This window comes from Kitasatospora sp. NPDC057198, from assembly GCF_042670125.1.
Classification (GTDB): Bacteria; Actinomycetota; Actinomycetes; order Streptomycetales; family Streptomycetaceae; genus Kitasatospora.
In genome coordinates, this window is the sequence record NZ_JBHUWH010000035.1 from 18,914 (window position 1) to 31,120 (window position 12,207).

Sequence of the window (12,207 nt, forward strand, 5' to 3'; positions counted from 1 at the left end):
GGCTCAGCCCGCCGCGGGGGCGTGCTTCGCCAGGTAGCCGAGCACGTCGGGCAGCGCGCCGTCCTTGAGCAGGGCGGAGCCGTGGTTGCCGCCGGGGTAGATCTTGAGCTGCTTGTCCTCGGCGACCGAGGCGTCGTAGAGGGCCTTGGCGTTGTCGTTGAACGGGGAGTCGTTCTGCTCGGCGGCGAAGTAGGTGGGCGTCTTCACCCGGGTGACCGCGAGCGCGGCGTTGTACTGGGGGTAGGTCTCGGGCGAGCTGAGCGACACCACGGCCTCGATCGGCAGCGGGTTGTCCAGTTTGGCGGCGACCAGCGAGCCGGCGCCGCCCTTGGAGGCGCCGACCAGCGCGACCGCGCCGACGCCCTTGGTCTTGAGGTAGGCGGAGCCGGCCTTGATCACCTCGGTGACGTCGCCCTCCGAGGTGTAGGCCAGGACGGCGTACCCGGCCTCGGTGAAGGCCGGGAAGTCGAGCGCCCACTCGCAGAGCGAGCCGTCCCGCTGGTGCGAGAAGACCACCGCGACCTTGGCGTGACCGGCGTCGGAGTCCCGGTAGTAGGCGTCGAGGCCGGTGCCGCCGGAGGTGCCCGCGTCCAGGGCGAAGGCCCCCTTCTCGGCCTCGGCCGCGGTGAGGCAGCCGTAGGTGTCGGCGCTCGGGGCGGGCGCGGCACCGGTCTTCCCGGAGCCGCCGGAGCAGGCGGTGAGCAGCAGTGCGGTCGCGGCCAGCGCGACGGGCAGCGTGGAACGCTTCACGTTTCCCCCGTGAATCGTACGAATGGTGCGGTTGTGGCTGTGACGCTAGGGAGCGGCCGGATCCGGGTCAATGGTCTGGACCGTTCCGTTGTCACCCGGACCGGGCCGGAAACGGAACGAAGGATTCCCCTTCCGGGGTGCGGAATCGGACAGAACCCGGCCCGTACATCTGTCGCAGAGTTCCACTGTTCCGCGAGCGGGGCCCCGTTAGGCTGACGCAGCCGGGCCGGGAAGGAGCGACGAGGAGCGGAAGATGACCGATGGAGTGCTCAACGTCGTTCTGGGACTGGTCGCTTCGGCGATCAGCGCCGGGCTGGGCTGGCTGGCCCAGTCGCTGCGCCGGCGGCGCCGGCTGGGGCGGGAGCGCGCCTTCTTCGGTCTGCCCGCCGCGGGCGAGGCACTGCTGGTGGTCAACCGCCAGGCGTCCGCCGCGGACGCGAAGAGCGTGGCCCGCGACGACGTGTACGCGTTGATGGAGCTGGCCGCACTGGTGCGCGAGTGCGGTGCGCGGGCCACCCTGACCGGGCACGACGAAGTCCGGCAGGGGCTGGGCGACAAGACCGAGTTCTGCGTGGGCGGCCCGGCCGGCAACCGGCGGACGGCGGCCCACCTGGAGTCCTGGCTGCCGGGGGTGGCGTTCGTCAGCCCGCCCGCGGAGGCCGGCCACCCGGTGCACACCCTGGTGGTCGGTCCGCGCGAGTTCCGGTTCCTGACCTCCCGGGAGGAGCCCGGCCAGCGGGCGCACGCGCTGCTGGCCCGAATACACCTGCGCGAGGGCGGGCGGCCGGTGTTCGTGATAGCCGGGCAGACCGCGGTGTCCAACCACGCGGCGGCCCGCTACCTGCTGACCCACCACCGGACGCTGGCCCGCAAGCACGGCCGCAACGGCGCGTTCGCGGTGGTGCTGCGGGTGGTGAACGCCCGCGCCTACGGGCCGGACGTGGTCGAGTTCGAGGCCGACGTGACGGCCGCGGCGACCGCCCGGCCCGGACCGGCGGCCGCCTGAGCCGACCCGGTGTGGCCAAGGCCACCCCGCCCCCGCGGACCCCTCCCGCACCCCGGCGCGCGGGCGTCCGGGCCCGCTGCCTGCGGCGCGGCCCCAACCGCCGCCGCTCGTACGGGAGTCCGACCACCGAGCGTGTGAGCACGCTCACCACCAGGGACTACTCGCCGGTAGCGCCCTCCAATCCATAGACTCGACGAGGTTCGAGAAGGGAGCCACAGTGCGCAAGGTGCTCATCGCCAACCGCGGAGAAATCGCCGTCCGCGTCGCCCGGGCCTGCCGGGACGCGGGAATCGCCAGCGTCGCCGTCTACGCGGAGCCTGACCGGGACGCGCTGCACGTGCGGGCGGCCGACGAGGCGTACGCGCTGGGCGGCGACACCCCCGCGACCAGCTACCTGGACATCGCCAAGGTCCTGAAGGCCGCCGCCGACTCCGGCGCCGACGCCGTCCACCCCGGCTACGGCTTCCTCTCCGAGAACGCCGACTTCGCCCAGGCCGTCCTCGACGCGGGCCTGACCTGGATCGGCCCGCCGCCGCAGGCCATCCGCGACCTCGGCGACAAGGTCACCGCCCGGCACGTCGCCCAGCGCGCCGGCGCCCCGCTGGTGGCCGGCACCGCCGACCCGGTCTCCGGCGCCGACGAGGTCGTCGCCTTCGCCGCCGAGCACGGCCTGCCGGTCGCCATCAAGGCGGCGTTCGGCGGCGGCGGCCGCGGCCTGAAGGTCGCCCGCTCGCTGGAGGAGATCCCCGAGCTGTACGAGTCGGCGGTCCGCGAGGCGGTCGCCGCGTTCGGCCGCGGCGAGTGCTTCGTCGAGCAGTACCTCGACAAGCCCCGGCACGTCGAGACCCAGTGCCTGGCCGACCAGCACGGCAACGTCGTGGTGGTCTCCACCCGCGACTGCTCGCTGCAGCGCCGGCACCAGAAGCTGGTCGAGGAGGCGCCCGCGCCGTTCCTCACCGCCGAGCAGAACGCCGAGCTGTACCGGGCGTCCAAGGCGATCCTGCGCGAGGCGGGCTACGTCGGCGCCGGCACCTGCGAGTTCCTGGTCTCCCAGGACGGCCTGATCTCCTTCCTGGAGGTCAACACCCGCCTCCAGGTCGAGCATCCGGTCTCCGAGGAGGTCGCCGGCCTGGACCTGGTCCGCGAGATGTTCCGGATCGCCGACGGCGAGGAGCTCGGCTACGACGACCCGGAGATCCGCGGCCACTCCTTCGAGTTCCGGATCAACGGCGAGGACCCGGGCCGCGGCTTCCTGCCCGCGCCCGGCACGGTGACGCTGTTCGCCCCGCCGTCCGGCCCCGGCGTCCGGCTGGACGCGGGCGTCGAGTCCGGCTCGGTGATCGGCCCCGCCTGGGACTCCCTGCTGGCCAAGCTGATCGTCACCGGCGTCGACCGCAAGCAGGCCCTGCAGCGGGCCGCGCGCGCCCTGGAGGAGTTCAAGGTCGAGGGCATGGCCACCGCCATCCCGTTCCACCGGGCGGTCGTCACCGACCCGGCCTTCGCCCCCGAACTCACCGGCTCCGCCGACCCGTTCACCGTCTACACCCGGTGGATCGAGACCGAGTTCGACAACACCATCCCGCCGTTCACCGGCGCCGGCGCCGAGGGCGAGGAGCCCGAGGGCCGGGAGACCGTGGTGGTCGAGGTCGGCGGCAAGCGGATCGAGGTCTCGCTGCCGTCCTCGCTGGGCGTCGCCTCCGCCCCGGCGGCGGGCACGGGCGCCGCGAAGGCCAAGCGCCGGGCCGGCGGCAAGAAGGCCGCCTCGGCGGTCTCCGGCGACACCCTGGCCTCGCCGATGCAGGGCACCATCGTCAAGGTCGCCGTCGAGGAGGGCCAGGTCGTCGCCGAGGGCGAGCTGATCGTCGTCCTGGAGGCGATGAAGATGGAGCAGCCGCTCAACGCCCACAAGGCCGGCACCGTGGTCGGCCTGACCGCCGAGGTCGGCGCCTCCGTCTCCAGCGGCGCCGCGCTCTGCGAGATCAAGGACGTCTGAGCACCGGACGCGTGAGGCAGGGGCGGCGGGAGTACGTCAACTCCCGCCGCCCCTGCGGCTATCCGGCCGCGCCGAGCACCAACTCCTCGACGCCGCACAGGAACCGGGCCATCTCCTCCCGGTCCAGCAGCGCGCCGTCCGCCACCATCCGCAGTTCGACCGCGCCGGGCACCACCACCACGTCCACCGCGACGGACACCCCGGGGCGGGCCGGGAACTCGGCCGGGAAGCTCAACTCCCGCTCCCCGGCGGCCTCCTGGGCCGACGCGTCGGCCATCAGCGCGGCCAGCGGATCCCTCGTGTCGTTCCAGACCACCGAGTGGTCGGCCAACTCGACGCCCGCGGCCCGCAGTCCGTCCAGCTCGGCGTCCAACTCCGGCTTGTCGTAGCCGGCGTGGCGGTACGCGGCGAGCGCCGGGCCGTGGGCCCGGCGGACGGTCTCGGCGAAGTCCTCGGAGACCTCCGGGAGGTGGAACAGGCCCTCCTGGGCGAGCGTGGTGACCGCCTCGGCGGCCTGCTCGGTGAACCGGTTGCCGACCACCACCTGGCACAGGAAGGCGCGCTGCCCGCCGAGCCGGACCAGTTCGGTGGCGGCGGCGGCCAGCAGCACCGTGGCGTCGCCGGTGCGCAGCCGGGCCGCGGCCGCCGGGAGCGCGGCGGCCAGCGCCGGGGAGCGCAGCACCGCGTACGGGAAGGTCCGCGCCGGGTCCGGCTCGCCGTCCGGGCGGGGCAGCAGGACGCGCGGCCCGGCCGCCAGCTTCTCCCGCCAGTGCCGGCGGGCGGCGGCGTCCCGGCGGCGGCCGCGCGGCGAGCGCTGCTCGGCGGCCTCCTCCAGCGGCTGGGCGAACTCCCGTTCGGCGCGCAGCTGTTCGGCGGTGCGCCCGGCGGCCAGCAGCATCAGGTCGCGGACCATCCGGCGCATCCCCCAGCCGTCCGCGGCGGTGTGCGACAGCACGACGACGGCCTGCCGGACGAGTCCGCCGACCAGCACCAGGGCCAGCCGCACCGGCCAGCCGCGGGCCGGGTCGAAGGGCTCGGCGGCGTACCCGGCGGCCAGCTCCGCGGCGGCCGCCGCGGCCGCGCCGGCCGTCTCCCGGTGCAGCAGCGCCACCGGGAGGACGCCCTCGGCGTCCACCACCTGGACGAGGTCGCCGTCCTCCTCGACCAGCCGGGTGCGCAGCGCGTCGTGCAGGTGGAGCAGTTCGGCGTAGGCGCGGAGCACCTCCTCCGGCGCCATGCCGGGGTCGACCGGGGCGGCCAGCCGCAGGTTGTAGCGGGGCGCGTCGGCGCCGAGCCCGGCCAGGGCCGTGTGGATGGCGCGCTGCCCCCAGGTCGCGGGGCCGCGGCCGCCGCGGGCCGCACGCACCGTCAGTTCCGCCGTCCGGTCGGGTGATTCGCTGGCTGCGTCCATGGGCGCAGACGCTACAAGCGGCCCGGTCGGGGCGGCCAGGGGTCGGCGCCGGGCGGGCCGGAACCGGTCAGCGGGGCGCCCCCGGTGCGGCGGGGGCGCCCGTCAGCGGATCCGCTCGGCCAGCCGGGCGGCGGGCGGCAGGGCCGTGTGCGGGGCGGGGCGGCGCTGGCCGGGCAGCGGGCTGCCGGGGGCCTGGCCGGACGGCCCGGCGGCCCGGCGGGCGGCCTGCTGGTGCGCCCCGGACTCGGCGGACAGGCCGAGCGAGGCCACCGAGACCTGCACCCCGCAGTCGGCGAGCGCGTGCTGCTCCCGGGAGGTGAGGTCGTCCAGCAGGGTGCGCTCGTCGGTGACCAGCCGGGTGATCGCCTCGGTGGCGACGGTCTGGAACATGCTGTCCGTGCCGAGCTTGGTGTGGTCGGCCAGCACGATCACCTCGTTGGCGGCCTGCACCAGCGCCCGGTCGACCGAGGCGGAGAGCATGTTGGCGGTGGACAGGCCGCGTTCGGCGGTCAGGCCGCTGCCGGAGATGAACGCCTTGGTGACCCGCAGCCCGGCCAGCGACTGCTCGGCGCCGCTGCCCACCAGGGCGTAGTTGGAGCCGCGCAGGGTGCCGCCGGTCATCACCACCTCCACCCGGTTGGCGTGCGCCAGCGCCTGGGCGACCAGCAGCGAGTTGGTGACCACCGTCAGCCCCGGCACCCGGGCGAGCCGGCGGGCCAGCTCCTGGGTGGTGGTGCCGGCGCCGACCACGATGGCGTCGCCCTCCTCGACCATGTCCGCGGCGAGGTCGGCGATGGCGCTCTTCTCGGCGGTGGCGAGGTGGGTCTTCTGCGGGTAGCCCGGGTCGCGGCTGAAGCCGCCGGGCAGCACCGCGCCGCCGTGGCGGCGGTCGAGCAGCCCTTCGGACTCCAGCGCCCGGACGTCCCGGCGGACGGTGACTTCGGAGGTCTGGACGACGCGGGCCAGCTCACGGAGCGACACGGCTCCGTTGGCGCGCACCATCTCGAGGATCAACTGGCGACGTTCTGCTGCAAACACAGGACCGACGGTAACCCGAGTGACCGTCTGCTTTCAGGCGTTTGCACCTGGTAACGGGATTTGCTCACCTCGGAACGGCGCACGACCGTACAATGCGCGCTCCACCGCCCGGGTGAGCCGGGCAGTGCGCGCCCGGCTCGTTCCCGTACGTCCCGCGCGCCCCCTAGGAGCCGGCGCCCTCGCGCTTGCGGATGTGCAGCTGGCGGGCCGCCTCGGCGGTCGAGCCGGACAGCGACGGGTAGACCGTGAAGGCGCTCGCGACCTGCTCCACCGTCAGGTTGTTGTCCACCGCCAGCGAGATGGAGTGGATCAGCTCGGAGGCGCGCGGGGCGACCACCACGCCGCCGACCACGATGCCGGTGCCGGGGCGGGCGAACAGCTTCACGAAGCCGTCCCGGATGCCCTGCATCTTGGCCCGCGGGTTGCCGCGCAGCGGGAGCTTGACCTCGACGGCGTCCATCTTCCCGCAGGACACGTCGGCGTGGGTGTAGCCGACGGTGGCGATCTCCGGGTCGGTGAACACGTTGGACGCCACGGTCTTCAGGTTCAGCGGCTGCACCGCGTCGCCGAGCGCGTGGTACATCGCGATCCGGCCCTGCATGGCGGCCACCGAGGCCAGCATGAAGACGCCGGTGCAGTCGCCGGCCGCGTACACGCCGGGGGCGGAGGTGCGGGAGACCCGGTCGACCTTGATCTGGCCCCAGTCGTTGACCGCGACGCCGGCCTCCTCCAGGCCCAGGTCCGCGGTGTTGGGGATGGAGCCGACCGCCATCAGGCAGTGCGTGCCGGTGATCACCTTGCCGTCGGCCAGCGCCACCTCGACCCGGTCGCCCACCCGCTTGGCGCTCTCGGCCCGGGAGCGGCTCATCACGTTCATGCCGCGGCGGCGGAAGACGTCCTCCAGCACCTCGGCGGCGTCCGGGTCCTCGCCAGGGAGCACCCGGTCGCGCGAGGAGACCAGCGTGACGTTCGAGCCGAGCGCCTGGTAGGCGCCGGCGAACTCGGCGCCGGTGACGCCGGAGCCGACCACGATCAGCTCGCGCGGCAGCTCCTCCAGGTCGTACACCTGCGTCCAGGCGAGGATCCGCTCGCCGTCCGGCCGGGCGTCGGGCAGCTCGCGCGGGCGGACGCCGGTGGCGATCAGCACCGCGTCGGCGCGCACCGACTCGGTGCCGCCGTCGGCGAGGTCGACCAGCACCTCGCGGGAGCCGTCGATCGCCTGGCCGCCGGTGCCGAGCCGGCCGCGGCCGCGCAGCACGGTCACCCCGGCGCGGGTGACGGCCTGGGTGATGTCGTGCGACTGGGCGATCGCCAGCCGCTTCACGCGCCGGTTGACCTTGCCGAGGTCGACGCCGACCACCCGGGCCGGGTCGGCCGGGTCCGGCGTGCCGTCCGCGACCAGGATGCCGAGTTCCTCGTAGGAGCTGTCGAAACTGGTCATCACCTCGGCGGTGGCGATCAGCGTCTTGGACGGCACGCAGTCCGTCAGCACCGCCGATCCGCCCAGACCGTCGCGGTCGACGACGGTCACCTCCGCGCCGAGCTGGGCTGCCACGAGGGCCGCCTCGTATCCGCCTGGTCCGCCACCGATGATCACGATCCGAGTCACGTGCCCCATTGTCCCGCATGCCGGAACCGATTCCACGCCGGGGCCGTTGTTGCTGCCCCGTCCCGGTCGCCGCCGCTAGCCGGTCTGCTGGATCGAGGCCGACACCAGCACCCCGCCGGACACCGTGTAGGTGCCCTCGTAGGTCTTCGTGCTGCCGTCGGTCTGGACCGCGTAGATCACCGCGCGCACCTGGTTCGAACCGAAGGTGCTGGTGGTGCCCAGGTAGATGCTGGCGGTGGTGGCGTAGCCCTTCACCCAGCCGTTGTAGTCGCTGCCGCCGATGTTCTTGCCGCCCAGCGCCCAGGCCGCCGCGTAGTCGTGGTTGCTGATGTCCTCGTAGTACTGCTGGACCACGGCGATCGCGCTGGTGAGCGTCGGGTTGCCGCCGCCCTTGGCGGTGGTGACCGTGACGGTCGGGTTCGGCGTGGCGGTGACCGTCTGCGGGGTGACGGTGACCGTCGGGCTCGGCGTCGGCGTGACGGTGACGGTCGGCGTCGGGGTGGGCGTCGCGGTGACGGTCACCGCGCCCGGCGGGCTGGCCCCCGCCGGACCGCCGCCGCCGCCCGAACCGCAGCCGACCGCGGTCGCGAGCAGCACCGCCGCCACCGCCGAGGCTCCCGCCACTGCCGGTAGTTGTCGCATGAGGACGCTCCCGTCCGGCGCGCACCCCGCCCCCCGGCCCGGCGGGTCCGCCCGCGGGATGAGACCTCCCTCCACGGTAGGCCCGCCGCGGACGCGCAGCCCGGTGGGCCGTCCCGCTCCCGTAGGCTGGCGCCATGTCGCTCTACGCCGCCTACGCCACCAACCTCGACGCCCGGCAGATGTCCCGGCGCGCCCCGCACTCCCCGCTGCGCGGCACCGGCTGGCTGCCCGGCTGGCGGCTGACCTTCGGCGGTGAGCAGCTCGGCTGGGAGGGCTCGCTGGCCACCGTGGTGGAGGACGAGAAGGACCAGGTCTTCGTCTCGCTCTACGACGTGGCCCCGATGGACGAGGACGGCCTGGACCGCTGGGAGGGCGTGCAGCTCGGCATCTACCGCAAGGTGAAGCTGCGCGCGCAGACCCTGGACGGCGAGGTCGCGGTCTGGACGTACGTGCTGAACGACTACGAGGGCGGGCTGCCCGCCGCCCGCTACCTGGGCCTGATCGCGGACGCGGCGGAGAGCGCCGGCGCCCCCGACGACTACGTGCTGGACCTGCGCCGCCGGCCCTGCTGACGGGCGGGCGGGCCGCCCCTCGCCGAGCGCCTGTGGGTTCCGCCCGGAACCCTTGCCGTCGCGGGGACGAATGCCGTCCTTCCGTGCAATCCGGGTAACGATCCGGCATGGCCCGGCCATGATGTCTACGCGCGTAGGCAGATTTGACCTATCCTCGACCGCGTGAACGCATCTCCTCAGACGGTCGCCCCCGCCGACCCCTACGCCGCCGCCCGGGCCGCCGCCGACCGGCTGCGCGAACTCACCGGCGCCGAGCGCCACGACGTCGCCCTCGTGATGGGCTCCGGCTGGGTGCCGGCCGCCGACGCCCTGGGCGAGACCCTCGCGGAGTTCCCGGTCACCGACCTGCCCGGCTTCCCCGCCCCCTCGGTGGCCGGCCACGCCGGCACCATCCGCTCGGTGCGGATCCCCGGCGCCGGCGAGCGCCGCGCCCTGGTCTTCCTCGGCCGCAACCACTACTACGAGGGCCACGGCGTGGCCACCGTGGTGCACGGCGTGCGCACCGCCGCCGCGGCCGGCTGCCGGACGATCGTCCTCACCAACGGCTGCGGCGGCCTGCGCGAGGGCTGGGTCCCCGGCCAGCCGGTGCTGATCAGCGACCACATCAACCTGACCGCGGACTCCCCGATCGTCGGCGCCAACTTCGTCGACCTCACCGACCTGTACTCCAAGCGCCTGCGCACCCTGTGCCGCGAGATCGACCCGTCCCTCGACGAGGCCGTCTACGTGCAGTTCCGCGGCCCGCACTACGAGACCCCGGCCGAGGTCAACATGGCCCGGGTGATCGGCGGCGAACTCGTCGGCATGTCCACCACCCTGGAGGCCATCGCCGCCCGCGAGGCCGGCGCCGAGGTGCTCGGCATCTCGCTGGTCACCAACCTGGCCGCGGGCATCACCGGCGAACCGCTCAACCACGCCGAGGTGCTGGAGGCCGGCAAGGCGTCCGCCGAGCGGATGGGCGCGCTGCTGGCGAAGGTCCTGGAGCGGATCTGACACCCCGGCGAGGGCCGGACTCCCGCCCCGGAGCGCCCGCCTGACGGAGAATCGGGTGATGTGGCGGGCAGCAGCAGCACGGGGCGACGGGGCGGGAGCCGGACCGCCGCACCGGGGCGGGGCGGGGACGGGGGCGGAGCGACGACGGCCGGGCCCGCGACCGGGCGACCGGGCGGAGCACGCGGGGCCGCGGAGCCGCAGCCGGCGCCGGGCGAACGGCAACCGGGCCCGTGGCCACGCCGCTCGCCGGACGCGCGGAGCGGCCCGGGGCCGGACGACCGGCGGCGCGGAGCCGCAGCCGGGCCGCCCGGCCCCGGCCCCGCACCGCGCCCCACCGCACGTCCCCGCCCTCATCCCCGTCCTCCGCACCTCTTCGCCCTCGTCCTCACACCTCTCTCACCCCTCGTCCTCACACCCCCAGGGAGCGGTCCGCATGTCGCAGGCACCCACCAACGACCTCCTCGACCGGGCCCGCGCCTGGCTGGCCGAGGACCCCGACCCGGAGACCCGCGCCGAGCTGACCGCGCTGCTGGCCGCCGCCGAGGGGCCGGAGGCCGAGGGCGAGGACCGGATCGCCTGGTCCCGGCTGGCCGAACGCTTCGCCGGGCGCCTCCAGTTCGGCACCGCCGGCCTGCGCGGCGAGCTGGGCGCCGGGCCGATGCGGATGAACCGGGCCGTGGTGATCCGGGCCGCCGCCGGCCTGGCCGGGTACGTCCGCAAGCACCCGGAGCTCGGTGACCTGGTGGTGATCGGCTACGACGCCCGGCACAAGTCGTACGACTTCGCCCTCGACACCGCCGCCGTGGTGGTGGGCGCCGGGCTGCGCGCCGCACTACTGCCGCGCGCGCTGCCCACGCCCGTCCTCGCCTTCGCGATCCGGCACCTGGGCGCGGCGGCCGGCGTGGTGGTGACCGCCAGCCACAACCCGCCGCAGGACAACGGCTACAAGGTCTACCTCGGCGACGGCTCGCAGATCGTCCCGCCCGCGGACGCCGACATCGCCGCCGAGATCGACGCGCTGGGCGCGCTCGCCGACGTCCCGCGCGCCGAGTCCGGCTGGGAGCTGCTCGGCGAGGACGTGCTCGCCGCCTACCTGGCCCGCGCCGTCTCCGTCCTGGACGCCGCCGGGCCGCGCGAGCTGACCACCGTCTACACCCCGCTGCACGGCGTCGGCCGGGACGTGCTGCTGGCCGCGTTCGCCGCCGCCGGCTTCCCCGCCCCGACCGTGGTCGCCGAACAGGCCGAGCCGGACCCGGACTTCCCCACCGTCGCGTTCCCCAACCCGGAGGAGCCCGGCGCGATGGACCTCGCCTTCGCCACCGCCCGCGCGGCCCGCCCCGACCTGGTGATCGCCAACGACCCGGACGCCGACCGCTGCGCCGTCGCCGTCCCCACCACCGACAACGACTGGCGGATGCTGCGCGGCGACGAGGTCGGCGCCCTGCTCGGCGCGGCCCTGGCCGCCAAGACCGGCGACGGCGTCTTCGCCACCACCATCGTCTCCTCCACCCTGCTCGGCCGGATCGCCGCCGCGGCCGGGCTGGGCTACGCCGAGACCCTCACCGGCTTCAAGTGGATCGCCCGCGCCGAGGGCATCCGCTACGGCTACGAGGAGGCGCTCGGCTACTGCGTCGACCCGGACGGCGTCCGCGACAAGGACGGCATCACCGCCGCCCTCCAGATCGCCGAACTCGCGGCCGGCCTCAAGCGTGACGGCCGCACCCTCACCGACCTGCTGGACGACCTGGCCCTTGCGCACGGCCTGCACGCCACCGACCAGCTCTCGGTCCGGGTCGACGACCTCTCCGTCATCTCCGACGCGATGGCCGCGCTGCGCGAGAAGCCCCCCGTCGAGCTGGCCGGCCTCACCGTCACCCGCGCCGACGACCTCACCGCCGGCACCCCCGACCTCCCCCCGACCGACGGCCTCCGCTACTTCCTCACCGGCCCGACCGTCACCTCCGCCCGCGTGGTCGTCCGCCCCTCCGGCACCGAGCCCAAGCTCAAGTGCTACCTCGAAGCCGTCCTCCCGGTCCCCACCCCCGCCGACCTCCCGGCCGCCCGCCTCCGCGCTCAGGCCCTCCTCGACGTCCTCAAGCAGGACTTCGCCACGGCGGCGGGGCTCGCCTGAACGGTGCTCCTCGCACCGCCGCACGCGTAAAGGCCGGGTGCGTCCCAGGGATCACCGGGACG

At 74.8% G+C, this 12,207-nt stretch carries 10 protein-coding genes; 5 read left to right on the forward strand and 5 right to left on the reverse strand.

All coding sequences use genetic code 11. From position 1 onward, the window contains the following. Positions 1-3 precede the first annotated feature (3 nt). Entirely contained in the window at positions 4-750 is a 747-nt protein-coding gene (locus ACFUEL_RS06800) for an alpha/beta hydrolase family protein (protein WP_380234953.1), read from the reverse strand. Between the two features lie 253 nt (positions 751-1,003). Between ACFUEL_RS06800 and ACFUEL_RS06805 the strand changes: the two genes are divergently transcribed. Both ACFUEL_RS06805 and ACFUEL_RS06810 read left to right on the forward strand, forming a co-directional pair. Beyond that, entirely contained in the window at positions 1,004-1,756 is a 753-nt protein-coding gene (locus ACFUEL_RS06805) for a hypothetical protein (protein ID WP_380234954.1), read from the forward strand. Positions 1,757-1,973: 217 nt separating this feature from the next. Next, positions 1,974-3,749: an acetyl/propionyl/methylcrotonyl-CoA carboxylase subunit alpha gene (locus tag ACFUEL_RS06810; protein ID WP_380234955.1), complete on the forward strand. Its 1,776-nt coding sequence runs from the start codon at positions 1,974-1,976 to the stop codon at positions 3,747-3,749. A 58-nt stretch (positions 3,750-3,807) separates the two neighbouring features. On the opposite strand, the gene ACFUEL_RS06815 is transcribed toward ACFUEL_RS06810, so the two are convergent. The 4 genes from ACFUEL_RS06815 to ACFUEL_RS06830 all read right to left on the reverse strand — a co-directional run bounded on the left by ACFUEL_RS06815 (position 3,808) and on the right by ACFUEL_RS06830 (position 8,449). Then, positions 3,808-5,160 (reverse strand): condensation domain-containing protein, encoded by a 1,353-nt coding sequence (locus ACFUEL_RS06815; protein ID WP_380234956.1) that lies wholly within the window; start codon positions 5,158-5,160, stop codon positions 3,808-3,810. Between the two features lie 102 nt (positions 5,161-5,262). Further along, positions 5,263-6,162, reverse strand: coding sequence for a DeoR/GlpR family DNA-binding transcription regulator (locus tag ACFUEL_RS06820; protein WP_380234965.1), 900 nt, complete (start codon positions 6,160-6,162; stop codon positions 5,263-5,265). 199 nt (positions 6,163-6,361) lie between these two features. After that, a complete protein-coding gene (locus ACFUEL_RS06825; protein ID WP_380234957.1) occupies positions 6,362-7,816 on the reverse strand; it encodes an NAD(P)H-quinone dehydrogenase in 1,455 nt (484 codons plus the stop codon). 66 nt (positions 7,817-7,882) lie between these two features. Further along, positions 7,883-8,449, reverse strand: coding sequence for a hypothetical protein (locus ACFUEL_RS06830; protein ID WP_380234959.1), 567 nt, complete (start codon positions 8,447-8,449; stop codon positions 7,883-7,885). Between the two features lie 134 nt (positions 8,450-8,583). Here ACFUEL_RS06830 and ACFUEL_RS06835 point away from each other — a divergent pair, with 134 nt between their 5' ends. The 3 genes from ACFUEL_RS06835 to ACFUEL_RS06845 all read left to right on the forward strand — a co-directional run bounded on the left by ACFUEL_RS06835 (position 8,584) and on the right by ACFUEL_RS06845 (position 12,145). Beyond that, entirely contained in the window at positions 8,584-9,021 is a 438-nt protein-coding gene (locus ACFUEL_RS06835; RefSeq protein WP_380234960.1) for a gamma-glutamylcyclotransferase, read from the forward strand. A gap of 162 nt (positions 9,022-9,183) precedes the next feature. Continuing rightward, a complete protein-coding gene (locus ACFUEL_RS06840) occupies positions 9,184-10,014 on the forward strand; it encodes a purine-nucleoside phosphorylase (RefSeq protein WP_380234961.1) in 831 nt (276 codons plus the stop codon). 433 nt (positions 10,015-10,447) lie between these two features. Next, the gene (locus tag ACFUEL_RS06845) at positions 10,448-12,145 is read left to right on the forward strand and encodes a phospho-sugar mutase (RefSeq protein WP_380234962.1); all 1,698 of its coding nucleotides are present in this window, start codon (positions 10,448-10,450) and stop codon (positions 12,143-12,145) included. Positions 12,146-12,207 lie beyond the last annotated feature (62 nt).